The organism is Streptomyces sp. NPDC006743 (assembly GCF_040703815.1).
Lineage (GTDB): Bacteria > Actinomycetota > Actinomycetes > Streptomycetales > Streptomycetaceae > Streptomyces.
This window is the reverse complement of sequence record NZ_JBEYJA010000008.1, coordinates 130,661-154,052: the sequence shown is the minus strand read 5'-3', so window position 1 is coordinate 154,052 and position 23,392 is coordinate 130,661. Positions and strand designations below refer to the sequence as shown.

Sequence of the window (23,392 nt, the reverse complement as noted above, 5' to 3'; positions counted from 1 at the left end):
CTCCTGCCTCGCTGATGACGGTCTCCTCCCCGGTCGGGTCACCGTCTCCGGGCCGGCCACCGCCCGCCGGCCGCGGTGACCGATCGGGCGTACGGCGGGGGCGTACGTCTGTGGCGTACGCCCGGTGCAGGTCCGCGGACGGGACCCCGGCCGGGGCGTCAGGAGGGTGAAGACCGGCGTTTCGGCCACCCGGGGCACCGCGGCAGCGGCCTGAGCACGGTGGCCGCGCGGCCGGGCCCTTGTCCTCCAAGGGGTCCACGGCGTCCGAGACCGAGCGCGTTCGATTCCCGTTCCTCCTCGTTGAGCCGGGCACCGCCGAGCCACGCGGGCGCGGCGCCGACCCACGAGGAGGAACCCGGATGACCGCGACCGACGCCGGCGCACCGAGCGCCCAGACACCGCCGCCTCCACCGCCGGCCACCATCACCTTCGAGGGCCGGCACGGGAAGAACCCCCTGGCGGACGCCAGTTTCGGCGCCTTGTGCCGGCGCCTTCCCGGGGTGCTCGGACGCACCGCGCGCATGGCCTGGGCCGTGGACAGGCCCGGTGTCGTCCTCCTCCTGGTCTGCCAGGGCCTCGGCGGTGTCACCGCCGCGCTCGTGCTGGCGTTCACCGCGCGGGCGATGACGCACATCCTCGGCACCGGCACGGTGCCCGAACGCCTGCACGGCGCCCTGCCCGCGCTGATCGTCGTCACGTCCGCCGCGGGCGTCGGCCGGATCAGCGGCGCTCTGTCCTCCTACGCGGACGGGCGGATCACCCCGCTGCTGACGACCGAGGCGGACATCGCCCTGGTCGCCGCCGTGTGCCGGGTCGAGGCGTCCGCCTACGGCGAGGACGGGTTCGCCGACCGGCAGGAGGCGGCCGAGGTCGGCGTCACCCGGACCCGGCTGATGGTCCAGGACGCGCAGCGGTTCATGGCCGCGCTGATCCGCATGACCGCGGCGGGCGGTGTCATCACCGTGCTGCACCCTTTGATGCTGCCGCTGCTCCTGCTGGCCGTGCTGCCGGCGGGCGCGGGCGCCGTGCTGACCGCACGCGTCGACTACGAGACCCACTTCCTGAACGTCGGTGACCGCAACGTACGCGGCATGATGCGCTGGTGGGCCACCTACTCCCGGCACGGGGACGAGGTCCGGGCCAACGGCATGACGGGCTACCTGATCCACTGGTACCGGGCCCTGTCGGACCGTATCGACGCACGGGTGCTCGCCGCCGCGCCCCGCATGCTGCGCATCACCCTGGCGACGAGCGCCCTGGGCGGGGTGTTCCTGCTCGCCGCCTGGGCGGCCCTCGCCTGGCTGGCGGCCACCGGACGGGTCGCCCTGCCGGTCGCGGCGACCGCGGTCGTGGCCGTGCAGACCACGCTGGGCGCGCTCTCCCAGTTCGTCATGCACGGTGCCGCCCTGTTCCACACCTCCCTGTACCTCGCCGACATGCGGTCCTTCCTCGACATGGCCCGCGCACGCGCCCCGCGCCGCGGCGAACTGGCCGTTCCCGAGCGCGTGGACGAGATCCGCCTGGACGACGTCACCTACCGCTACCCCGGTAAGGACGAACCCGCCGTGCACGGTGTGTCGCTCACGCTGCGCCGCGGTGAGATCCTGGCCGTCGTCGGTGAGAACGGGTCGGGCAAGTCCACGCTGGTCAAGCTCATCACCGGCATCCTGCTCGCCGACAAGGGCCGCGTCCTGTGGGACGGCACCGACCTCGCCGGCGCGGACCCCGACGCGGTGTGGCGGCGCACCGCCCTGGTCCCGCAGAACTTCGCCTGCTGGCCGCTGCGCGCCCGCGAGAACATCACCCTGGGCCAGCCGAGGACGTTCGACGACGGCCCGGTGTGGGAGGCGGTCGACGCCGTCGGCATGCGCGAGGCGGTCGACAAGCTGCCCCAGGGGCTCGACACGCTGCTCGCCCGGGAACTGTGGGGCGGGGCGGAGCTGTCCGGCGGCCAGTGGCAGCGGCTGGCCTGCGGACGCGCGCTCTACCGGCAGACGCCCCTGCTGATCCTGGACGAACCGACCTCGCAGATGGATCCGCGGGGCGAGCACGGCATCTTCACGCGGATCAGGGCCATCGCCTCCGACCGCATCACCGTCATCGTCACCCACCGTCTGGAGAACACCAAGGTCGCCGACCACATCGTCGTCATGGAGGAGGGTCGCGTGACCGAGCACGGCCGCTACGAGGATCTCGTCCACGCGAGCGGCACCTTCGCCGCGCTCCTGCGCCTGTCCCAGGACCGCTGACCACTGACCGTGCCACGCCCCGCCGGCGGCACCTGTCCGGCGGGGCGTGCGTGACGGCTTCAGCGGCGGCTGTCGGCGCGGCGCCTACTCGACGGGCGCGGGGCCCTGGGGAGTTCGGCTCGCCGTACCGCGCCGGAGGCGAGGGTGACGGTCGCGCCGAGGGCACCGAGGACGCCGCAGCCGACGAACACCGGGGCGGCACCCCAGGCGCCGATGGCGGCCCCGGCCAGCGGGTAGCCGAGGGGCGCGAGCCCGACCATGGTGAGCATGACGACGGAGGTGACCCGGCCGAGGAAGGCCGGGTCCGCCGCGGTCTGGACGAGCACATTGTCCAGGCCGCCGAAGACGCCCGCGTTCAGCCCGATCACGGCCGCCAGCACCACGGCGCTCCACAGGTGCGGTACGAGGGCGATGGCCGCCGCTCCCGCCGAGCCCGCGAGGAGCGTCACGGACAGCACGAGGCTGGCGCGGGAGTTGGGGGCAGCCAGAGGTCACGGTCTGATCGAACCGGTGGTCAACGGGCGGTCTGCCGGGGCAGGATGGCCGCCATGACGGATGAAGGCCTCTCGATCGACCCCACCAAACCGAGTATCGCGCGCGTCTACGACTACCTGCTCGGCGGCAAGGACAACTACGCCGTGGACCGCGGGATCGGTGACGTGTTCAAGCGCGACCTGCCCGGTTCGGTGGCCATCGCCTTCGCCAACCGGGCGGCCCTGACCCGCGCCGTCACGGAGATCTCGACGTCCACCGGGGTACGGCAGTTCATCGACCTGGGCAGCGGCCTTCCGACCGCCGACAACGTCCACCAGGTCGCGCAGCGGCATGCCGGGGACTCCCGGGTCGTCTACGTCGACATGGACCCGCAGGTGCTGGTGCACGGCCGCGCGCTGCTCCAGGAGAACGAGCGGACCCGGGTCATCGCGGCCGACGTACGCCGTCCCGAGGTCATCCGCACCCATCCGGACACGCTGGAGCTGATCGACTTCGACCGCCCCGTCGCCGTCGTGTTCAGCGCGATCCTCCACCACGTCAACGACGACGAGGACCCCGCGGGGATCGTCCGCTACTGGCGCGACCAGGTCCCCTCGGGAAGCTACTTCTTCGTCAGTCACTTCCGGTCCGGTCACAACGCGGAGACCGCGGAGGCCGAGAGGGTGCTCCAGCAGACGTTCGGACGCGGCCGGTGGCGCACGGACGCGGAGATCGCCTCCCTGCTGGACGGCCTGGAGATCCTGGAGCCCGGGATCGTCCCGGCCTCCCTGTGGCGTCCCGGCACCGCGGACGGCCCCACAGACGGCCCCGGGGGGCCCGGCGGCGAGCCTGAACTCCCCGTCTGGGAGCGGCTCATCGCCGCCGGGCTGGCCCGGAAGGCCTAGGTCCTCACACCGGTGCGCAGGGCTCACACCGGTGGGTCCTCACCCCGGTGCGCCTGGTGGCGTCCGCGGTGATGCCGAGGTGCTGCTGTCGAGGTGATGCCGACGGAGAGGTCCCCTGCGGGTCACGGAGGGGTCCCGCCGGCGTTCCGACGGGTCACAGAGGCGTGCCGCCGGTGTCGCCCGGGGTGATCCGTCCGCGCCAGGCCCCGCTCTCGCCGCCGCGTTCCTCGATGTACTTCTTGAACCGCTTCATGTCTCCCTTGACGCGCCGGTCCATCACACCCAGCAGGTCGCCGGCCTTCTCCGCCATGCCGCTGGGCTCGATGTCCATCACCAGCTCGACGCGCGTGTGCGAGTCGTCGACCCGCTCGAAGCGGACCGAGCCGCGCTGCCGGGTGTCGCCGCTGGTGGTGCGCCAGGTGATGCGCTCGTCCGGGAGCTGGTCGACGATCTCGGTGTCGAACTCGCGCGTGACGCCGGACACCTTCGTGACCCAGTGGTTGTGGCGGTCGTCCAGCTGCCGGATCTCCTCCACCCCGTCCATGAAGTGCGGGAAGGACTCGAACTGCGTCCACTGGTTGTACGCGGTGTGGACGGGGACGTCGACTTCCACCGTTTCCTTGACCGTGCTCATATCCGTGCGCCTCCGGTTGTGCTGGTCACTTTCTGCGGACCAGACTCTGCTGATCGCTTCCTGCCGGTCCTTCCGCCGGTCAAGTCCTGCTGACCGGCTCTCGCCGGTCAGGTTCCGCCTGACCGACCGCGGGGGACCTACGGCCCGCCCGTCCGGCATGGTCCGCGAGTACCCGGCCCGTACGGCTTTACGACTGCGCGTCGCACCGTCGTGCCGTGCGCGACCGCGCGGAGAGGCCGCAGCGTGCGCCGTACGCCCCGGACGGCCCGCCTCCCCGGCCCCGCCCGGGCCTGTCTCCCGCCCCTCTCCGCGACGGTGAACCGCGGGCCGGATTCGGTCACCTCAGTGCGGTGGGCGGCAGCGATGCCGCATGCCGCCCCCCTGCGGTCTCCGGGCGGCGGCGGTCCGCCCGGTGCACGGCGGCCGGGGGACTCGACCGGCAAGCGGCTCGGCGTGGTGCCGCCGGGGACGGCCGGCACGGTCCGCCCGGCACCGCGCCCATAATGTGGCTATGGCAGCAGATCGTCCGGTTCGCGGGCCTCTGACTCGTCTGTACCGGAGGAGAACCTCCCCGGCCCGGAGCCGGACAAGCGGACTCCGCGCAGGCGGGCCGGCGGCGCCGAGCGTCGCCGGACAGGTCTTCGTCCTGCAAGTGGTGCTCGTGGCGCTGCTGGCCGTCGCGGCGGCGGTGTCCCTGATCCTTCAGGTACGGCGTGACACCACCGAGGAGGCCCGGCAGCGGACCCTCTCGGTGGCGCAGACCTTCGCCGACGCACCCGGCACCGCGGCGGCACTGGACGGCCCCGACCCGACGGCCGTGCTGCAGCCACGGGCGGAGGCGGTCCGCAAAGCGGCCGACGTCGCCTTCGTCGTCGTCTCCGACACCCGGGGCATCCGTTACACGCACCCCGATCCCCGTCTCATCGGCAAGCACATCCTGGGCCCCTACCGGAAGGTGCTGGAGGGACATCCCGAGACGACGGAGCTGAGCGCCAGTGTGGGGCCGGCCGTGGACTCGACCGTCCCGGTATTCCGTCCTGACGGGTCCGTCGCCGGCATGGTCGGCGTCGAGATCACGCTCGGCGACATCAACCAGTCCGTCAGCCGCCAGATGCCGGTCATCCTCGGCAGTGCCGCCGGAGCGCTCCTGCTCGCCGTCGGCGGCGCGGCCCTGGTGAAGCGGCGGCTGTCCCGGCAGACCCACGGTCTGGGCCCCGCCGAGATGACGCGTGTGTACGAGCACCACGACGCGGTGCTGCACTCCGTCCGCGAGGGCGTGCTGATCACCGACGGGTGGGGGCGGCTGGTCCTGGCGAACGACGAGGCCCGCAGGCTGCTCGGGCTCCCCTCCTCGGCCGAGGGGCGTCCGGTCGCCGAGGCGGGCCTGCCTCCGCGGATCGCGGAGCGGCTGGAGTCGGCCCGGCCGGCCAGCGACGAGGTGGTGCCGGTCGGTGAGCGGCTGCTCGCCGTCAACGTGCGGCCCACCGGTGCCGCGGGCGGTCCGCCGGGCATGGTCGCCACCCTGCGGGACACCACCGAGCTGCGGGCGGTGACCGGCCGGGCGGAGGCGGTGCGCGAGCGGCTCCTGCTCGTCTACGAGGCCGGTTCGCGGATCGGCACCACCCTCGACGTGGCCACGACCGCGCAGGAGCTGACCGAGGTGGCCACCCCGCGGTTCTCGGACTTCGCCACCGTCGACCTGGCCGAGACGGTGTTCCGCGGAGAGGAGCCGGGCGGATCCGAGGGCGGGGTCGTCCCGATGCGCAGGGCCGCGCTCACGGCGCTGCGCGACGACCACCCGCTGTACCCGGTCGGCGAGGTGAGCGGCATCGTGCCCACCAGCATCCAGTCCCTGGGCGGGGCCAGCCGGGGTTCCCTGGCGCAGTCCCGCCTGGACACCGTGCTGGGCCGGCCCAGGGACGACCCGCAGCGCCTCGCACGGGTCCTCGCGTACGGGTTCCACAGTGTGCTCTCCGTCCCGCTGCACGCACGCGGTGTGGTCCTCGGCATGGTCACCTTCTGGCGTTCGCGGAACCCGGCCGCATTCGACGCGGACGACGAGGCGTTCGCCCGGGAACTGGTGGCCAGGGCGGCCGTGTGCATCGACAACGCCCGCCGCTTCACCCGCGAGCACCGGACGGCGGTGACCCTGCAGCGCAGCCTCCTGCCGAGCGGACTGCCCGAGCAGAGCGCCCTCGACGTCGCCCACCGGTACCTGCCCGCCGAGGCGGGGGTGGGGGGCGACTGGTTCGACGTGATCCCGCTGCCGGGAACCCGTGTCGCCCTGGTGGTCGGTGATGTGGTGGGCCACGGTCTGCACGCCGCCGCCACCATGGGGCGCCTGCGGACCGCCGTCCACAACTTCGCCACGCTCGACCTTCCCGCCGACGAACTCCTCGCCCGTCTGGACGAGTTGGTCGCCCGGATCGACCAGGAATCCGCAGCCGGCGACCCGGAGGCGACCGGCGCCACCGGCGCCACCTGTCTCTACGCGGTGTACGACCCGGTGGCGGGCCGGTGCTCCCTGAGCCGTGCGGGGCACCCCGGCCCGGCGCTGGCGCTGCCGGACGGATCGGTGTGCTTCCCCGGAAGTCCCGCCGGTGTTCCGCTGGGTGTCGGGGGTCTGCCGTTCGAGGCGGTGGAGTTCGACGTGCCCGAGGGCAGCCGGCTGGTGCTGTTCACCGACGGCCTCGTCGAGACCCGCCGCCGGGACGCCGACAGCGGCATGGAGCTGCTGCGGCAGAGCCTCGCCCGCAGCGGGCGCACCCCCGAGGAGACGTGTACCGATGTCCTGGCCGCCCTGCTGACCGGGCCGCCCGAGGACGATGTCGCACTGCTCGTGGCCGCCACCCGCGTCCTGGACCCGTCCCGGGTGGCGACCTGGGACGTGCCGCGGGACCCGGCCGCGGTCGGGTCCGTGCGCCGCGCGGTGACCGACCGGCTCGCCGCGTGGCACCTGGCGGAAGAGGGTTTCGCCACGGAGCTGATCCTCAGCGAACTGCTGACCAACGCGGTGCGCTACGGCAGCGACCCCGTGCGGGTGCGCCTGCTGTACGACCGGACGCTCGTCTGCGAGGTCTCCGACGGCAGCAGTACCGCACCGCATCTGCGGTACGCGGCGACGACCGACGAGGGCGGCCGGGGCCTTTTCCTCGTCGCCCGGCTCGCCGACCGCTGGGGGACCCGCTACACCGAGACGGGGAAGGTCATCTGGTCGGAGCAGACACCGGCGGGGCTGTCGGAGAGGTGACCGCACGAGTGCCGCCTCCATGGCGCCGCCCGGTGACCTGGACAGTTTCTGTTATCGATGCCAAGTGAGGAGCCCGGTAGCGACACCCCGATCCACCCTCCTCTTGCGCGTCAACTTGGCGTACTCGGGCGGGAGCTTGGCGCACGAGGGAACAGGTCGGGCCCCTATTGTTATCGATAACTTTGCCTTACTGTCTTCCTCACTCTCCTGTTCACAGCCACGAGGAAGCCTCCAGGTGGATCCCATGCCCCTGCACCACTCCCGACGTCCGCGGCGCCGCGGACGCCCGAGACCCGGCGCCGCGGCGGCAGCCGCGCTCATCGTCCTCGGCACCCTCTCCGCCGGCGCCCTGCCGGCCCAGGCCGGCCAGGCCGCTGTCCCGGCCACGGCCGCGCCCGCTCCCCCGGACACCCCCGCGACACCGGTCGAACTCACGGGTCCGGGCCTGACGGTGCGGGTGGCCCAGGAGTTCCCCCAGGTCATCTCGTACACGATGGACGGCAGGACTCTGGGCGGCCAGGCACGCGCCCTGGACACCTTCGCCGTCAACGGCAAGGCGTACCCCGCCACCACGACCATGAAGGCGCACGGCGGCCGGGCCGTCTACACCTCCACGTTCGCCGGCCTGCCCGACCTGACGATCACCTCGACGATCACGGTGACCGATCAGCAGACGGTCGTCTTCGCGGTGCAGAGCATCGAGGGCGCCGCCGCGTCGACCGTGGACCAACTGGCGATCCCCGACCAGTCGCTCGTCTCGGTCGACTCCTCGGCCGCGCAGGCGACCCTGGCGCGGACGAGGATATCGGCGGACTCGACCACCACCGCCGACCAGTTCGTCGCGATCACCGCGGCGACGGCACCGGACAAGGCCGCCGTCGGAACGCCGTACGGCTTCGTGAGCGACGGCGGTCTGGCCGCCGGCGTCATCACCAACGCGACCGACGACTCCGCGCAGGACAACAACGACAACTGGAACACCCGCCTGCAGTCGCGGATCGTGGACGCCGGCAACGGCGCGCGCCGCGCGGAACTGTCCGTCGGCTCGTACACGTACGCGCCCCGGGGCGCCACCGACCCTCGGGTGCGGACGTACGCGCTGCCCCGGGCCACCGTCGTCCTCTCCGGGGACGCCAACGGTGACGGGACGGCGGACTGGCAGGACGGCGCCATCGCCTACCGGGACCGTATGACCCGTCCGCTCGGCGCGGACCGCGTGCCCGAGCGCGTCGTGCAGCACATCCCGTTCAACTTCGCCGGCCAGGCGACCAATCCGTTCCTGAAGACGCTCGACAACGTCAAGCGGATCTCGATGGCCACCGACGACCTCGGCCAGTGGGTGCTGGAGAAGGGCTACGCCGACGAGGGCCACGACTCGGCCCACCCCGACTACGGCGGCAATTACAACGTCCGGGCGGGCGGGCTCACCGACCTGAACAAGCTCACCTCGGCCGGGGCCGGCTACAACTCCGACTTCGCCGTGCACGTGAACGCCACCGAGGCCTACCCGCAGGCCGAGAACTTCACCGAGGCTCTGGTCAAGGGCCAGCCGAACGGCTGGGACTGGCTGAACCAGTCGTACCACATCGACCAGCGCACCGACCTGGGCAGCGGCGCGATCCTCGACCGGTTCGCGCGACTGCGCAAGGAGGCGCCGGGCATCAGGACCGTCTACATCGACGCCTACTACTCCAGCGGGTGGCTGGCCGACGGACTGGCCGCGCAACTGCGGAAGATGGGCTTCGAGGTCGCCACCGAGTGGTCGTACAAGTTCGAGGGCAGCTCGGTGTGGTCGCACTGGGCCAACGACAAGAACTACGGCGGCGCCAGCAACAAGGGCATCAACTCCCGCATCGTGCGGTTCATCGCCAACTCCGACCGTGACGTGTGGAACGTCGACCCGCTGCTCGGCGGCAGCAGCATCAAGGAGTTCGAGGGCTGGACCGGCCACGACGACTTCCAGGCCTTCTACCGCAACATCTGGACCGACAACCTGCCGGCCAAGTTCCTCCAGCACTACCAGATCACGAACTGGGACCAGGGGAAGTCCGCCACCCTCACCGGCGGCGTGCGGGTCGCCCTCGACGACGGGCGGCGCCAGGTGTCGATGGACGGCACGGTCGTGCTCGACGGGGACACGTATCTGCTGCCCTGGGGCGAGGCCAAGGGCGGGAACGGCACCTCCTCCCCGAGCCGCGCCGACAAGATGTACTACTACAGCGGGTCGGGCGGCACCCACACCTTCACGCTGACGAAGCAGTTCGCCGCCACCCGCTCCTTCACCCTGTACCGGCTCACCGACCAGGGCCGCGTGAAGGCGGGCCGCGTGCGGGCCAGGGACGGGAAGGTGACGGTCACCGGCGACAAGGACCGGCCGTACGTCCTCGCACCGGACGGTGACCGGGCTCCGCACCGCTCGGCCCGCTACGGTGAGGGCACCGCCCTGACCGACCCCGGCTTCAACGCCGGGAACCTCGAAGCCTGGAGCCCCCGGGGCGCGGCGGCCCTCGTCCGTACCGGCACCGGCGACAACGTGGTGCGTCTGGGCACCGGGGTGTCCGGCATCTCCCAGCGGGTCGGGGGCCTCACACCCGGCAGGCGGTACACCCTGAGCGCCGACGTCGAGGTCGCCGCCGGGCAGCGCCGCCCCGTCGCACTCGCTGTGCGGGGACATGGGGTGAAGGCCCGCAACGGCTTCGACACCACACCGCTGCGCAACACGGTGGCGGCCGACGCCAAGCAGGGCACCTACGCGCAGCGCGCGTCCGTCGCCTTCACCGCCCCGGCCGGCGGTCAGGTCACCGTGTCGGCCGGCGCGGGGGCCGGGGACGCGGCGGTCACGGTGGACGACGTCCGGCTCATGGCCGACACCTCGGCACCGGCGCCGGGCGGCGACGTGATCGCCCGTGACGACTTCGAGGGCAACCAGCCGGGCTGGGGGCCGTTCGTGAAGGGCGACGCGGGAGGCGTCACCGACCCGCGCACCAGTGTGAGCCGCCTGCACGCGCCCTACAGCCAGAAGAGCTGGAAGAACACCTACTCGCCCTACGACTCCGGTGCCCTCGAGGGGCAGGCGGTGGACGACGTCATCGACGGCGGCCACTCGCTCAAGGCGCACGAGGAGAACACGGGGCTCGTGTACCGCACCGTCCCCGCGACGGTGCCGTTCGTGGCCGGGCACAAGTACGCGGTCTCCTTCAGGTACCAGAGCAACGTCGAGGGGCAGTGGGCCTGGGTGACGGGCGCCGACCGGGTCGGGGACGGCAAGGTCGTCTCCCGGGACATCACCCGTGACGCGCTCGCGCCGGCCCTGGACACCGCGACGTACGCGAAGGAGATCGTGGCGGGCTGCGGCGACACCTGGGTCGGCCTGCGCAAGCTCGGCGGTGCGGCCGGTACGGACATGGTGCTCGACGACTTCCGGGTGACCGATCTCGGCCCGGTCGGCGGCGGCGCCGCCTGCGCGAGTGTGACCACGCCCGCCGGCACCGACCTGAGCCCGGGTGTGCCCGGCGAGTACGTCACGACGTTCACCGACGCCGAGGAGACCGACGCCACGGACGTCCTCGTGCGGCTCGAGGGGCTGCCCGCCGGCTGGACGGCGGCGGTCAAGGACCGTGACGGCAACGCCTTCGACCGGGTGCGGCCGGGCACGACGGTCAGCACGACCTGGATCCTGACCCCGCCGGCCGGCGCGGCCGGCACGTCGGCGACGTGGAAGGTGACAGCCGCGTACACGGGCTCCGGGGCCGCGAAGACGGTGTCGGCGCCGGCCAGGGCCGCGGTGGCGAGCGTGCCGGTCCTCTCCCCCGGCTCGATGCGGGCGAGCGCCGACTCGGAGAACCTCTCCTCGGGAGCGGCGGAGGGACCGGTCTCCAACGTGCTCGACGGTGATCCGGACACCATCTGGCACACCGACTACACCGAGTCCGAGGCGCCCTACCCGCACTGGGTGACGCTGCGGCTGGGCGGTCCGGCCGACGTGAACGGTCTCGGCTACCTGGACCGGCAGAGCGGCGGGCAGAACGGCCGCGTGGCGGGGTACGAGGTGGCCGTCTCCGACGACGGCAGCACGTGGACGACCGTGGCCGCCGGCTCGCTCGTCGACTCGCCGCAGATGCAGCGGGTCTCCTTCCCCTCGGTGCGCGCCTCCTACGTGCGCTTCACCGCGCTGAACGCCCTCAACGGCCGGCCGTTCGCGGCGGCCGCCGAGATGCGGGTGTACGGCACCGTGGCCGACCCGCCCACGGGCTACCCGCCGGCGGGCCGGGCGTAGCACCGCGGCCGCGACCGGCATCAGTGTCCGCCGGTCGCGGCAGGCCGTCCGGTGCGTGCCGCCGGCCCCGCGAGGGGTGCCGTGAGGACCCCGTCCGGCGCACCGCGGGCGGGCGCGGGGCGGCGTGATGATCCCGGCGTCGCGCGGCGGTCCTCCCCGCCCCGGTGTTCCGCCGGGCCCGGGAGGACCGCCCCGTGTCAGTTCACGTAGACCTCCGCCCGGTCGACGCTGACGTACGACGCCTGGGACTGCCCGTCGTGCTCGCCCGTCACCCGCACCCGGAGGGTGTGCCTCCCGTAGGGCAGGGCCGGGCTGAGGAACTGGAGCGTCTCGCCGGTGCGGATCGCGCCGTAGTAGTCGAGGCGCTGCTCGGGTCCGCCGTCGACGCTGAGGGCCGCGTAGCCGTTGCCGGTGTCACGGACGGACAGCAGGGCGATGCGGGTGCCGGTGAAGGTGAACGTGGCGGTGTTCCCGGCGGTCGCGCTCCAGTGGTCGTCGCCCCAGAAGCACTGCACGGCGCAGCCGGTGCCGGAATTCCAGGAACCGGTGTAGGTGACGGTCCCGGCGCCGTCGGAGCGGCCGTCGTCGTTGATCCAGTACGCGCCGGGACCGGGGTCACCGGAGGGCAGGTCCTGGGTGGCCCCCGTCGCGAGCGGGACGCCGAGGGCGGGGCTGCCGTCGGCGTTCCAGCCGATGCGCTGCGCCCGCGTGGTGCGGTCGCCGTAGGTGTAGGCCGAGGTGGTCTTGGCGTGGTAGACGATCCAGTCCTGGGTGCCGTCGGGCGAGCGGAAGAAGGCGTGGTGGCCGGGCCCGAACACGCCGTGGCCGTCGGCGCGGGAGAAGACCGGCCCCTGGTGCTGCGTCCAGTTGCCGGGGACGAGGGGGTCGGCGCCGGACGGCAGGGACATCATCCACACCTGGTAGTCGGGCTTGCCGGTGTCGCAGGTGGAGTAGGTCATCCAGGTGCGTCCGTTGCGGTACAGGAACTCCGGGCCCTCCCGGACCTCCGGGCAGCCGCCGGCCGCGTCGACGGCCACGGCGTCGCCAAAGACGGTGTACGGATTCGACAGCGGCGCGATGTTGATGCCGTTGTGCTGGTACTGGTTGATGCCGCTGTAGGCGAGGTACAGACGGCCGTCGTGCCGGAGGATGCCGGGGTCGATGGCGAAGTCGGAGGCGTGGTTGGGCGGTACGAGCTTCGCCTTGAAGTGGTAGGGGCCCGTCGGGTCGTCGCCGTCGGACTGCGCGACGTAGATCCGGTGGTGGTCGTCGGTGCCGTCGTCGGCGGTGTAGTACAGGTACCAGCGGTTGCCGAAGCGGTAGAACTCCGGTGCCCAGATGTCCCGGTCGCGGGAGCCGTCGGTGTCGGTCCAGACGGTCACGGGGGCGGTGGTGAGCAGCGTGCTCAGGGACGGCGAGCGCCACATGCGGATGCTGCCGCCCTGGGTGGTGGTGAGGTAGTAGGCGCCCTTCCAGTAGGTCATGAACGGGTCGGGGCCGGTGTTGAGCGGGTTGCGGAAGGTGCCGGCCGCGGCGGTGCGCAGGGCCGCCAGGGCGGTGGCGGGGCGCAGGGCGCACGTACCGGCGAGGATCAGGCCGAGCACGGTGAGGACGCCGAGCAGGCGCAGGGCGAGAGGGGGGTACGGGGTTCCGCGGCGTTGCGTGTGCATCAGCTGCCTGGGCATCAGAGGCTCCTTCTGGGAGGTCCGTCCGCACGCCGGGTCGCGCTGTGCGCCGGACCCCACCGCTTTGCATCGATGCAATGACGACGATGCGCCACCGTAGGGCCGGGTTGACACACCGTCAAGAGGGCGCCTGCGGCGGCCTGCCCAAGTCTTCGGCCCGCTCCGCGGCGCAGGGACTCCCGCGTCCCCGGGCCCCCGCTCCGCTGTTACAAGACAGGGACAAAGCACCGATGAACGCCCGCCCGCGCCGTGCCCTCATTTCTAGTGACTGCGCCAATCGGCACGTAGGTGCCCTTCGGCGCGAAACACTCTTGCCACCCAGAAAGGGGCAGATCAGTGATGGTCTCGAAACGGGGTTCCCTGCGTACGGCCGTCGTCGGTGTCATCGGCGCGGCCTCCCTCGCCCTCGCGGGCACCGCGATGGCGGCCACTCCGGCGGCGCCCACCGCGGCCCGCGGCGCCGTCACGCAGCAGGCCGCGCCCGCCAAGGCCGGCATCACCGCCAAGCCGTCGGTGACCTCGGTGCGTGCCTGGCAGCTCTTCCGGGTCACGGGCCGCACCACCGGTCTCAAGCCGGGCAGCAAGGTGACCCTCCAGCAGAAGCAGCACGGCAAGTGGGTCAGCCTGCCCGCGTCCGTGACCACCTCGCGCGCCGGCTCCTACTCGCTCGGCGTCAAGCTGGGACTGAAGGGCAAGAACGACCTGCGCATCGTCAGCGGTACGGCGGCCTCGGCCGTCTTCCAGGTGACGGTCCGCTGAGAGCCGCGGACGGAAGGGGAGCCGGGCGCCGATTGCGTTCGCAGCTCTGAGCCAGGGCGCGACCCCGGCGCCGCCACGGCGCCCGGACGCGCGCGGGGCCCGGCCGTCACCGGCCGGGCCCCCATCCGTCCGCGCATCCGCGCCAGATCTACCACCGGTACCAGCGGCCCCTGCGGCCGCCGCTGCCGGCGGGCCTGACCACGAAGCCCAGCAGCCACAGCACCAGGACGATCACCGCGATCCACCACAGTGCCTTCAGGGCGAAGCCCGCGCCGAAGAGGACCAGGGCGAGAAGGAGAACCAGAAGCAGGGGAACCATCGTCATCGACCTCCTGGCCACCGGATGCCCTGGCTTCACCCCCGCACGCCCGTCGAACGCGGGTTATTTCCACGCCGGGCAGGGTATACGCGCGGCCGCTCAAGGTCCTCACGGAGCGGCGCCCCGGTCCGGTCCCGCGAAGAGGGCGGCGGTCCAGGCCGTGGGGGCCAGGCCGGTCTGGCGCCGGAAGAAGGTGGTGAAGTTGCCGGTGTCGGCGAATCCGAGGCGGTGCGCGCAGGCGCCGACCGGCAGGCCGGTGTGGGCCAGCAGCCGCTTCGCCTCCAGCAGGATGCGCTGGTCGAGGAACGCCTTGGCACCGGTTCCGGTGGCGGCCCGGGTCGCCCGGGTCAGGGTCCGTACGTCGTAGCCCAGCTCCTGGGCGTACTCGGCGACTTGGTGCCAGTGGGCGAAGTGCTCCTCGACGGCGGTGCGGTAGGCGCGAAAGACCGCCGGCGCCCGGCCGCCCGCCGCCGGGAGGGCCGCGCGGCCGGCCGCGTCGCGGGAAGACGGCTCGCGGGGCAGGGGACGGACGCGCAGGACCAGCGCGGCCAGCAGGTGGGCGAGCAGCGCCGGGGAGGCCAGGCGCGGCGAGGCCACCGCCGCGCGGTGTTCGCGGCCGAGGTGCTCGGCGGCCAGCTCCGCCAGCACGAGGGCCTGCGGTGACAGGCGCCGGCAGACGGGCGCGGCGGCGTCGGCCGTTTCGAGGCCGGGGTCGGGCAGGAAACCCGGCTGGAACAGGATCAGGGGGCCGTCCACGTCCTCGACGTCGCTCCAGCGGTGCACCGCACCGGGTCTGATCCACACGACACTGCCCTCGCCCAGCTCGTGCCGCTCGAAGTCCGCCTCGTGGCTGCCGCTGCCCCGGGTGATCAGGGCGATGACGTGGAAGTCGGGGCGTTGCAGCTGCGTGCGGCGCCGCGCGGTGTCCGTCCGTCGCAGGGACGCGAAACTGAGGACCTCCACGCCGTAGGCGGCCCCGACGGCGGGGAGGTAGCGCAGCTGCCGTACGGCAGACTGTCCGTTTTCCACAAGCACTCGTTCTCTTTCCCGCAAGGAGCGCAGGCGCACCGGCATAGCGTCGTCCTCGTGACTGAGGCAGGCGGGGCCCGCCGTCCGGGTCGGTTCCGGACGGGGCCCGTCGGCCGCGACAGCGGAAAGAGGACGTGAAGGTGTCGAATACTACAAGGACGGTGGCCGTGGCGGGCGGCTCGCTGCGGGTGCGGACGTCGGGCGGCGGCAGTGCGGCCGCGCTGGTGTTCACGCACTACTGGGGCGGCTCGGCGGGCACGTGGGACGAGGTGGTGCGGCGTCTGCCGCGGGAGCAGGCGACGGTCCGCTTCGACCAGCGCGGCTGGGGCACGTCGCGTGCGCTGCCGGGCCCGTACGACCTCGACCGGCTCGCCGACGACCTGATCCGGGTGACCGGGGAATGCGTCGAGGGCCCCTTCGTCCTCGTCGGTCACTCGATGGGCGGGAAGGTCGCTCAACTGGCCGCGGCACGGCGGCCGTCGGGGCTGGCCGGTCTGGTGCTGGTGGCACCCGCTCCCCCGTTGCCGGCCGCCGCCGTGACGGAGGAGTACCGGCAGGGCCTGTCCCACGCCTACGACTCACCGGAGTCCGTCGGCCACGCCCTGGACCACGTCCTGACCTCCGTCGCGCTCCCGCCGGGCACACGGGAGGCGGTCGTCCGGGACAGCCTCGCCGCCTCGGACGACGCCCGCACGGAGTGGCCGCTGCGCGGGATCGCGCAGGACATCACCGCTCAGGCGCGGGACATCGACGTTCCCGTGGCGGTGCTGGCCGGGGAGCACGACGCGGTGGAGCCGCCGAGCGTGCTGCGCGAATGTCTGCTGCCCTTCGTGCCGCACGCGGACATGACCGTCGTCCCGGGCGCCGGGCACCTGCTGCCGCTGGAGGCTCCCGGGGCGGTCGCGGACGCGGTGGGCCGCTTCGTGGCGACCGTCGCCGTCCGGGCCTGAGCCGCGCGCGGACCTGCGGCGGGCGGCCGCCGCACGGCGGGTGACGGCCGGTACCGCCGGACGGGACGGGCGCGGGACCGCCCCGGGCCGGGCTCGCCGCGGGGCCGGAGGGCGGCCCCGCGGCGGCCGGTCCCGGCGGGAGCTCTCACCCGGCCGTGCCGTGGTCGGCGGCGGTGGCCGCGTAGGCCGCCAGTCCTTCGGCCATCCGTCGCATGTAGCGGGTGAGGTACCACTGCCAGAACCGTCCGGTGCCGGGCAGCCTCGGTTCGAAGTCGGCCGCCCAGGTGATGTCGGTTCCGCCGTGCGGTGCCTCGGCGAGTTCGACGGTGCCCCGGTAGGAGCGGAACGGCCCGCCCGCGTTCTCGTAGACGAACCGGCGGTCGGCGACCAGCTCGACGATGCGTTCACGGGAGACGGCCCGGCCGGTGCGGAAGATCCGGGTGTCGCCGACGTCCTGGCGCTCGGCGGGGTCGCCGCCGCCCTCGATCTCGACCGAGTCGATCGGTGACCAGGCGGGCCAGGTCACCCCGAGGAGGAGCAGGGTGTAGACGGTCTCGGGCTTCGCCTGCGAGCGCGCGGTGACGCGGTAGTGGTACGGCATTCCGTCACGCTAGTGCGGGCTGGGCGGTGGGGGGATGCGCGCGATTGCGCATCCGCCGACTCGGTCTTGCGGTGCGCCGGTCCCGCCCCGGGCCTCTCTGCCCGACGGGATCCGGGCCCCCATACCGGCCTCGGGTCCGGTCTCCTCGCCCGCCCCCGATCCGGCTTCCCTGACGCCACCGGCCCGCCGGCGCCGGCACGGTACCTCCGCCGTGGGTACGTGACCACTGTCGTCGATACGCGACCGCTGTCGTCAGTACCGGACCACTGCCGCCGGTGCAGAACCCGGGTGGCGCCTCCGCCGCCGGGAGCGGGCGTGCGGCACGCACCTGCCGAGGTTCCCGCGCCGGGTGTCCGCGGCGGGCCGGGGCGTGGTCCCTCACCCGGGCGTGAACCGCACCGGTGTGCCCGCCGGGGCCTGGGCGGCCGACGCCAGGCCGGGTTCCGCGACGACCCCGATCACCGGGTAACCGCCGGTCGTCGGATGGTCGTTCAGGAAGACGACCGGGCGTCCGTCCGGGGGGACCTGCACCGCGCCGAGGACCATGCCCTCGCTGGGCAGTTCCCCGGTCCTCGCCCGTTCCAGCGCGGGCCCCTCGGTGCGCAGGCCGACGCGGTTGCTGTGCGGGGAGACGCGGTACGTCGCCGAGAACAGGGTGCGCAGCGCGGCCGCGGTGAACCAGTCGGTGCGGGGCCCGGGGCGCAGGGGCAGGACGAGTTCGCCGGGCGGGGCCGGCCAGGGTGCGGCGCCGGGCAGCGCCGTCCGCCCGGCGGGGGCGCCCAGGGGGAGGACGTCTCCCGCGCTCAGGGGCTGCGGGCCGAGTCCGGAGAGCAGGTCGGTCGAGCGGCTGCCGAGGACCGGTGCGACGGCGACACCGCCGGCGACGGCCACGTACGAACGCAGTCCCGCCGTGACGGTTCCGGCGTCGAGGACCGCGCCCGCGGGCACGTGCACCGGCGTGCCCCAGGCGGCGGGGCGGCCGTCGACCGTCACGGGGCAGGGCGCGCCGCCGACCACGACGGTGACGGCCCGGCCGGGGCGCAGGGCGCAGCCGGTCACCGTGGTCTCCAGGGCGGCGGCGTCGGGGTCGTTGCCGAGCAGGCGGTTGGCGAGGCGCAGCGCGGGCGCGTCCAGTGCGCCGGAGCGCGGGACGCCGAGGTGGGCGTGGCCGGGCCGGCCCGCGTCCTGGACCGTGGTGAGGGCTCCGGGGCGTACGACGGTGATCTCGGAACTCATGCCGTCCCGTCCTCGGCGACGAACCGCACCCGGGTGCCGGGGGTGAGGAGCGCCGGTTCGTCCCGGGTGAGGTCCCACAGCCGGCCGGGGTCGGGCATGGTGCCGATCAGCTGCCAGCCGCCGGGGGTGGCGCGCGGGTACACGGCGGTGTAGGGGCCCGCGAGGCCGACCGCGCCGGCCGGGACCCGGGTGCGGGGCGTGTCGCGGCGCGGCACGTGCAGCGGTCCGGGGAGCCCGGTGAGGTAGCCGAACCCGGGAGCGAATCCGCAGAAGGCGACGCGGTAGGTGTACGAGGAGTGCCGGGCGGCGACCTCCTGGGGACGGATCCCCCACAGGGCGGCCACGTCGGCCAGGTCGGGCCCGTCGTAGCGGACGGGTATCTCGGCCACTCCCCCGGTGTCGGCGGCCCGCGCGGGGACGTCCCAGTGGGCGAGGCGCCGGGCCAGTGCCGCGGGGTCGGACACGCCGTCCAGCAGGACGGTCCGCGCGCCGGGCACGATCTCCTCGACCGGCGGCAGGGTTCCGGCCGCGCGGCGGCGCAGGAGTTCGGCGTGGAAGGCGGCGGTGCGCTCGGCGTCGGGCAGGTCGACGAGCAGGGCGTGCCGGCCTGCGGTGCGTACGCTCAGGGGCCGCTCGCCGGTCATGCGAAGGCCCCGACCTCGACGCCCGCGCTCTCCAGCGCGGCGCGGACCCGGGCCGCGATGAGGGCGGCGCCCGGGGTGTCGCCGTGCACGCACAGGGAGCGTGCGGCGACCGTGACGGTGGTGCCGTCCACGGCCCGGACGGCGCCGTCCACGGCGAAGGCGACCGCGCGGCGCACCACGGCGTCCTCGTCGGTGATGACGGCGTTCTCCCGGCGGCGCGGCACGAGGGTGCCCTCGGGGGTGTAGGCGCGGTCGGCGAAGGCCTCGGGCACGGGCGTGAGGCCGGCCTCCCCGGCGGCGGCGAGCAGGCACGAGCCGGGCAGGCCGAGCACGGGCAGGCCGCCGCCGGCGAGGGTCACCCCGGCCACGACGGCGGCGGCCTGCTCCGCGTCGTGGACGGTACGGTTGTAGAGCGCGCCGTGCGGTTTGACGTAGGCCACGTCGGCGCCCGCCGCCCGGGCGAAGACGCGCAGCGCCCCGATCTGGTACGCGGTCTCGGCCGCCAGTTCCTCGGCGGGCACGTCCATGGCGCGCCGTCCGAAGCCGGCCAGGTCGCGGTAGGAGACCTGGGCCCCGATCCGTACTCCGCGTTCGGCGGCGAGGTCGCAGACGCGGCGCATCACCGAGGGGTCGCCGGCGTGGAATCCGCAGGCGACGTTGGCGCTGGTGACGACCGACAGGAGGGCGTCGTCGTCGGTGAGGGTCCAGCGTCCGAAGCCTTCACCGAGGTCCGCGTTGAGATCGATCACGCCTCGAAAGTAGACGATTGTTGAACGATCCGACAAGGGGTGCCGTGGCCCTCCGGAGGAGACGACGTGAATTCACCCCTTGTTCGATCGTTCAACGATCGCCTAGGGTCCGTGCATCCCCCCGGAACCGGAAGCCCGGCTCCGCCCCTGCGGGGCCCCCTGTCCCCAACGCCTGAAGAAGGCCGCGCATGATCGTTCTCCTCGGTGTGGTCGTGGTGATCCTCGGATTCGTCACACGCCGCAATCCCGTCCTGGTCGTGGGCGTCGCCGGGATCGTCACCGGCCTGCTCGGCAGGATGAACCCGCTGGAGGTCCTCGCGGCCTTCGGCCGGTCCTTCGCCGACAGCCGCTCGGTCACCGTCTTCGCCATCGTGCTCCCCGTGATCGGCCTCCTGGAGCGCTACGGCCTGCGGGAGCAGGCCCGCAACCTCATAGGCCGTCTCGGCAGCCTCAGCGCAGGCCGCTTCCTCACCGTCTACCTGCTGGTCCGGCAGGTCACGGCGGCCTTCGGCCTCAACAGCATCGGCGGCCCGGCGCAGACCGTGCGGCCGCTCGTCGCGCCCATGGCCGAGGCGGCGGCCGAACGGACCACGGGCGCGGCACTGCCCGAGCGCCTGCGCGAGAAGGTGCGCTCCTACGCGGCCTCGGCGGACACCGTCGGTGTCTTCTTCGGCGAGGACTGCTTCATCGCGATCGGCTCGATCCTCCTCATCACCGGTTTCGTGAACTCGACGTACCACCAGGAACTCGAACCGACCCAGCTGGCGCTGTGGGCGATCCCGCTCGCCGTCTGCGCCTTCCTCATCCACGGCGCCCGTCTGCTGCTCCTGGACCGGCAACTGGAGCGCGAGATGGCGCTCGCCGCCGCGGAGCACGACCTGCCGCTGCCGAAGGGAACCGCCAAGTGATCAAGGTCGAATGGCTCTACTGGCTGGTGGGCCTCGTCTTCGTCGTCATGGCCGTGCAGATGGCGGCCGACCGCAGCAATCCGAAGCGGTGGACGTCCGCGGCGTTCTGGGGGCTGCTCGGCCTCACCTTCCCCTACGGCACCGGCGTCGCCAACGGTGAGGCGCACAACGGCGGCTGGACCCTGCCCGCCGAACCGCTCGGCGTGGCGGTCCTCGTGCTGATCGTGCTCGCCGGGTTCAACTTCCTCGGCAAGGGCGTCCCGGTGACCACCACCGCCGAGCAGCGCGAGGCCTCCGCCGCCCGGCTGGGCAGCCGGATCTTCATCCCGGCCCTGACGATCCCGCTGGTCGCGATCGTGTGCGCCTCCGTGCTCGACGACTCCGGGCTGTTCGAGACGGGCAAGGCCACGCTGATCGGCCTCGGCGTCGGATGCGTCGTCGCCCTCGTCGTCGGCATGCTCGTCACGGGTGAGAAGAAGCTCTCCGTGCCGCTGCACTCCGGCCGCTCCATGCTGGAAGCGATGGGCTCCGCGCTGCTGCTGCCCCAGCTCCTCGCCGTCCTCGGGTCGATCTTCGCGCTGGCCGGGGTCGGCACCCAGGTCGGCAAGATCGTCGACGACGTGCTGCCGGACAACTCGAAGTACCTCGCGGTGATCGCGTACTGCGTCGGCATGTTCCTGTTCACGGTGATCATGGGCAACGCGTTCGCCGCCTTCCCCGTGATGACCGCGGCGATCGGCTGGCCCGTCCTGATCGAGCAGATGCACGGCAACGAGGCCGCCGTCCTCGCCATCGGCATGCTGGCGGGTTTCGCCGGCACGCTGTGCACGCCGATGGCCGCCAACTTCAACATCGTCCCGGCCACCCTGCTCGAACTGAAGGACCAGTACGGGCCGATCAAGGCGCAGATCCCGACGGCACTGCCGCTCCTGGTCTGCTGCACCGTGATCATGGCGGTCTTCGCCTTCTGAGCCGCCCGGCCGGCACCGCGCGCCGACCCCCGCGCCTGCCCGGCCCGTCCCCCGTCGTCCCCCCCCGTGAAGGAAGTCCCATGACCCGTGTGCTCGTCACCGGCTTCGCCCCCTTCGGCGGCGAGACAGTGAACCCCTCCTGGCAGGCGGCCTCCCTCCTGGCCGCCGAGCCGCCCGCCGGGCTCACGGTCACCGCCGCCGAACTCCCCTGCGTCTTCGCCACCTCCCTCGGCGCGCTGCGGGACGCCGTCCGCTCCTGCGCCCCCGACCTGGTCCTGTGCCTGGGCCAGGCGGGCGGCCGTCCCGGTGTCACCGTCGAACGTGTCGGCATCAACCTCGACGACGCCCGCATCCCCGACAACGACGGCGCGCAGCCGGTGGACGAACCGGTCGTGCCCGGCGGCCCCGCCGCCTACTTCTCCTCGCTGCCCGTCAAGGCCTGCGTCGCCGCCGTGCGCGCGGCCGGGGTCCCGGCCGCCGTGTCCCACACCGCCGGGACCTTCGTCTGCAACCACGTCGCCTACGGCCTCGGCCACCTGATCGCCACCGAGTTCCCGCACGTCCGCGGGGGTTTCGTGCACGTGCCCTGGGCGCCCGAGCAGGTCACCGACGGCACCGCCCCGGCCCTGGAGCCCGCCACCGTCGCCCGCGGACTGCGCGCCCTGCTGGTCGCCGCCGCCACCACCCCCGCGGGCCAGGACCTGAAGACCACCGAGGGGGCCACCCACTGATGCCGCTCGCCTCCTACGCGGTGCCCTTCGCCCGGCTCGCCCTCGCCAACATCACCCGCGAATACCCCAACTTCCCCGCCCACCTGGTCACCTCGGCCGGACAGGACGTGCGGCCGAGCACCCTGCACCCGGCCTTCTACGGTGCCTACGACTGGCACTCCTCGGTCCACATGCACTGGCTGCTCGTGCGCATGCTGCGCCGCCACGGGGCGACACCCGCGCTCGCCGGGACGGCGCCGTTCACCGAGGTGCTCGACCGGCACCTCACCCCGGACGCCCTCGCCGTCGAAGCCGCCTACCTCCTGGAGCGGCCCTCCTTCGAGCGGCCCTACGGCTGGGCGTGGCTGGTCGCGCTCGCCGCCGAGTGCCGGGCGTACGGGGGCGCCGCCGGCGCACGCTGGAGCGAGGCGCTGGCACCGGCCGTCGCCGCCGTCGACCGGCTGCTGGCCGACTGGCTGCCGAAGGCCACCTATCCGGTGCGCCACGGCAACCACCCCAACAGCGCCTTCGCGCTCGGTCTCCTCCTGGACGCCGGGGAACTGTCCGCCACGACCACCGAGGCCGTGCGCGAACGCCTGCTGGCCTGGTTCGCCGACGACCACGACGCCCCCGCGCACTGGGAGCCCTCGGGCCAGGACTTCCTGTCGCCCGCGCTGAGCGAGGCCGACGCGATGCGCCGGGTGCTCGACGCGGAGCGGTTCGCGCGGTGGCTCGACCGCTTCCTGCCCGCGCTGCGCTCCGGCGCCCCCTGCCCGCTCCTGGACGTGCCCGTCGTCTCCGACCACGCCGATCCGCAGATCGGTCACCTGCTGGGCCTCGCCCTGAGCAGGGCCGCCGCGCTGCGGTCGATCGCCGGGGCGCTGCCGGCCGGCCCGGTCCGCGGCCGTCTGGCCGAGGCGGCCGAGGCGCACCTCGCCGCGGGCCTGCCCGCCGTGGAACGCGGCGACTTCACCACCGACCACTGGCTGGCCACCTTCGCCGTGCTGGCGCTCGACGTGCCGGACCCGGGCGAGGCCTGACGG

Annotated in this window: 18 protein-coding genes and 1 pseudogene; 10 read left to right on the top strand and 9 right to left on the bottom strand. The window is 73.4% G+C overall.

The window, feature by feature from the left end; translation table 11 throughout:
- The first annotated feature begins 359 nt into the window (after nucleotides 1–359).
- Nucleotides 360–2,249: an ABC transporter ATP-binding protein gene (locus tag ABZ719_RS09920; RefSeq protein ID WP_366724707.1), complete on the top strand. Its 1,890-nt coding sequence runs from the start codon at nucleotides 360–362 to the stop codon at nucleotides 2,247–2,249.
- A 59-nt stretch (nucleotides 2,250–2,308) separates the two neighbouring features.
- Here the strand turns inward: ABZ719_RS09920 and ABZ719_RS09915 are convergent.
- Nucleotides 2,309–2,719 (bottom strand): annotated as a pseudogene (locus tag ABZ719_RS09915) (MFS transporter); the annotation flags it as partial.
- Between the two features lie 78 nt (nucleotides 2,720–2,797).
- Here ABZ719_RS09915 and ABZ719_RS09910 point away from each other — a divergent pair.
- Entirely contained in the window at nucleotides 2,798–3,628 is an 831-nt protein-coding gene (locus ABZ719_RS09910; RefSeq protein WP_366724706.1) for an SAM-dependent methyltransferase, read from the top strand.
- 154 nt (nucleotides 3,629–3,782) lie between these two features.
- On the opposite strand, the gene ABZ719_RS09905 is transcribed toward ABZ719_RS09910, so the two are convergent.
- Complete coding sequence (locus ABZ719_RS09905; protein WP_366724705.1) at nucleotides 3,783–4,262, bottom strand: SRPBCC family protein; 480 nt, start codon at nucleotides 4,260–4,262, stop codon at nucleotides 3,783–3,785.
- 511 nt (nucleotides 4,263–4,773) lie between these two features.
- Between ABZ719_RS09905 and ABZ719_RS09900 the strand changes: the two genes are divergently transcribed.
- Together ABZ719_RS09900 and ABZ719_RS09895 are read left to right on the top strand one after the other, a co-directional pair.
- Complete coding sequence (locus tag ABZ719_RS09900; protein ID WP_366724704.1) at nucleotides 4,774–7,512, top strand: SpoIIE family protein phosphatase; 2,739 nt, start codon at nucleotides 4,774–4,776, stop codon at nucleotides 7,510–7,512.
- 244 nt (nucleotides 7,513–7,756) lie between these two features.
- Entirely contained in the window at nucleotides 7,757–11,788 is a 4,032-nt protein-coding gene (locus tag ABZ719_RS09895; protein WP_366724781.1) for an endo-alpha-N-acetylgalactosaminidase family protein, read from the top strand.
- A 197-nt stretch (nucleotides 11,789–11,985) separates the two neighbouring features.
- Here the strand turns inward: ABZ719_RS09895 and ABZ719_RS09890 are convergent, their stop codons facing one another.
- Nucleotides 11,986–13,458 (bottom strand): family 43 glycosylhydrolase, encoded by a 1,473-nt coding sequence (locus ABZ719_RS09890; protein ID WP_366724780.1) that lies wholly within the window; start codon nucleotides 13,456–13,458, stop codon nucleotides 11,986–11,988.
- A 354-nt stretch (nucleotides 13,459–13,812) separates the two neighbouring features.
- Between ABZ719_RS09890 and ABZ719_RS09885 the strand changes: the two genes are divergently transcribed.
- Complete coding sequence (locus ABZ719_RS09885; RefSeq protein WP_366724703.1) at nucleotides 13,813–14,232, top strand: hypothetical protein; 420 nt, start codon at nucleotides 13,813–13,815, stop codon at nucleotides 14,230–14,232.
- Between the two features lie 148 nt (nucleotides 14,233–14,380).
- Here the strand turns inward: ABZ719_RS09885 and ABZ719_RS09880 are convergent, their stop codons facing one another.
- Together ABZ719_RS09880 and ABZ719_RS09875 are read right to left on the bottom strand one after the other, a co-directional pair.
- Nucleotides 14,381–14,551, bottom strand: coding sequence for a hypothetical protein (locus ABZ719_RS09880; protein WP_037855028.1), 171 nt, complete (start codon nucleotides 14,549–14,551; stop codon nucleotides 14,381–14,383).
- A gap of 108 nt (nucleotides 14,552–14,659) precedes the next feature.
- Nucleotides 14,660–15,580: an AraC family transcriptional regulator gene (locus ABZ719_RS09875; protein ID WP_366724702.1), complete on the bottom strand. Its 921-nt coding sequence runs from the start codon at nucleotides 15,578–15,580 to the stop codon at nucleotides 14,660–14,662.
- Nucleotides 15,581–15,741: 161 nt separating this feature from the next.
- Between ABZ719_RS09875 and ABZ719_RS09870 the strand changes: the two genes are divergently transcribed.
- The gene (locus ABZ719_RS09870; RefSeq protein WP_366724779.1) at nucleotides 15,742–16,530 is read left to right on the top strand and encodes an alpha/beta hydrolase; all 789 of its coding nucleotides are present in this window, start codon (nucleotides 15,742–15,744) and stop codon (nucleotides 16,528–16,530) included.
- A 145-nt stretch (nucleotides 16,531–16,675) separates the two neighbouring features.
- Here the strand turns inward: ABZ719_RS09870 and ABZ719_RS09865 are convergent, their stop codons facing one another.
- From ABZ719_RS09865 to ABZ719_RS09850, 4 genes are all read right to left on the bottom strand, one after another.
- A complete protein-coding gene (locus tag ABZ719_RS09865) occupies nucleotides 16,676–17,131 on the bottom strand; it encodes an SRPBCC family protein (protein ID WP_366724701.1) in 456 nt (151 codons plus the stop codon).
- Between the two features lie 378 nt (nucleotides 17,132–17,509).
- Nucleotides 17,510–18,367, bottom strand: a complete 858-nt coding sequence (locus tag ABZ719_RS09860; RefSeq protein ID WP_366724700.1) for a biotin-dependent carboxyltransferase family protein — start codon at nucleotides 18,365–18,367, stop codon at nucleotides 17,510–17,512.
- Nucleotides 18,364–19,011 carry an allophanate hydrolase subunit 1 gene (locus tag ABZ719_RS09855; RefSeq protein ID WP_366724699.1) on the bottom strand — a complete coding sequence of 216 codons (648 nt, stop codon included), beginning with the start codon at nucleotides 19,009–19,011 and terminating at the stop codon, nucleotides 18,364–18,366. The genes ABZ719_RS09860 and ABZ719_RS09855 overlap by 4 nt, the downstream gene beginning before the upstream one ends.
- Entirely contained in the window at nucleotides 19,008–19,760 is a 753-nt protein-coding gene (locus ABZ719_RS09850) for a 5-oxoprolinase subunit PxpA (protein WP_366724698.1), read from the bottom strand. Before ABZ719_RS09850 ends, ABZ719_RS09855 begins: the two co-directional genes overlap by 4 nt.
- Before the next feature lie 188 nt (nucleotides 19,761–19,948).
- Between ABZ719_RS09850 and ABZ719_RS09845 the strand changes: the two genes are divergently transcribed.
- The 4 genes from ABZ719_RS09845 to ABZ719_RS09830 all read left to right on the top strand — a co-directional run bounded on the left by ABZ719_RS09845 (nucleotide 19,949) and on the right by ABZ719_RS09830 (nucleotide 23,389).
- Complete coding sequence (locus tag ABZ719_RS09845; RefSeq protein ID WP_037854922.1) at nucleotides 19,949–20,668, top strand: DUF969 domain-containing protein; 720 nt, start codon at nucleotides 19,949–19,951, stop codon at nucleotides 20,666–20,668.
- On the top strand, nucleotides 20,665–21,639 hold the full coding sequence (locus ABZ719_RS09840; protein WP_366724697.1) for a DUF979 domain-containing protein: 975 nt from the start codon (nucleotides 20,665–20,667) through the stop codon (nucleotides 21,637–21,639). Before ABZ719_RS09845 ends, ABZ719_RS09840 begins: the two co-directional genes overlap by 4 nt.
- 80 nt (nucleotides 21,640–21,719) lie before the next feature.
- Nucleotides 21,720–22,370 carry a pyroglutamyl-peptidase I gene (gene pcp, locus ABZ719_RS09835; RefSeq protein WP_366724696.1) on the top strand — a complete coding sequence of 217 codons (651 nt, stop codon included), beginning with the start codon at nucleotides 21,720–21,722 and terminating at the stop codon, nucleotides 22,368–22,370.
- Nucleotides 22,370–23,389 carry a DUF2891 domain-containing protein gene (locus ABZ719_RS09830; protein ID WP_366724695.1) on the top strand — a complete coding sequence of 340 codons (1,020 nt, stop codon included), beginning with the start codon at nucleotides 22,370–22,372 and terminating at the stop codon, nucleotides 23,387–23,389. The genes pcp and ABZ719_RS09830 overlap by 1 nt, the downstream gene beginning before the upstream one ends.
- Nucleotides 23,390–23,392: the final 3 nt, after the last annotated feature.

Excerpts from the sequence above, each read along its gene's own strand:
- ABZ719_RS09895 (WP_366724781.1), top strand. The coding sequence starts at position 7,757 with ATGCCCCTGCACCACTCCCGACGTCCGCGGCGCCGCGGACGCCCGAGA.
- ABZ719_RS09920 (WP_366724707.1), top strand. The coding sequence starts at position 360 with ATGACCGCGACCGACGCCGGCGCACCGAGCGCCCAGACACCGCCGCCT.
- ABZ719_RS09900 (WP_366724704.1), top strand. The coding sequence starts at position 4,774 with ATGGCAGCAGATCGTCCGGTTCGCGGGCCTCTGACTCGTCTGTACCGG.
- pcp (WP_366724696.1), top strand. The coding sequence starts at position 21,720 with ATGACCCGTGTGCTCGTCACCGGCTTCGCCCCCTTCGGCGGCGAGACA.
- ABZ719_RS09860 (WP_366724700.1), bottom strand. The coding sequence starts at position 18,367 with ATGAGTTCCGAGATCACCGTCGTACGCCCCGGAGCCCTCACCACGGTC.
- ABZ719_RS09880 (WP_037855028.1), bottom strand. The coding sequence starts at position 14,551 with ATGGTTCCCCTGCTTCTGGTTCTCCTTCTCGCCCTGGTCCTCTTCGGC.
- ABZ719_RS09885 (WP_366724703.1), top strand. The coding sequence starts at position 13,813 with ATGGTCTCGAAACGGGGTTCCCTGCGTACGGCCGTCGTCGGTGTCATC.
- ABZ719_RS09910 (WP_366724706.1), top strand. The coding sequence starts at position 2,798 with ATGACGGATGAAGGCCTCTCGATCGACCCCACCAAACCGAGTATCGCG.
- ABZ719_RS09890 (WP_366724780.1), bottom strand. The coding sequence starts at position 13,458 with ATGCACACGCAACGCCGCGGAACCCCGTACCCCCCTCTCGCCCTGCGC.
- ABZ719_RS09845 (WP_037854922.1), top strand. The coding sequence starts at position 19,949 with ATGATCGTTCTCCTCGGTGTGGTCGTGGTGATCCTCGGATTCGTCACA.
- ABZ719_RS09905 (WP_366724705.1), bottom strand. The coding sequence starts at position 4,262 with ATGAGCACGGTCAAGGAAACGGTGGAAGTCGACGTCCCCGTCCACACC.
- ABZ719_RS09830 (WP_366724695.1), top strand. The coding sequence starts at position 22,370 with ATGCCGCTCGCCTCCTACGCGGTGCCCTTCGCCCGGCTCGCCCTCGCC.
- ABZ719_RS09865 (WP_366724701.1), bottom strand. The coding sequence starts at position 17,131 with ATGCCGTACCACTACCGCGTCACCGCGCGCTCGCAGGCGAAGCCCGAG.
- ABZ719_RS09855 (WP_366724699.1), bottom strand. The coding sequence starts at position 19,011 with ATGACCGGCGAGCGGCCCCTGAGCGTACGCACCGCAGGCCGGCACGCC.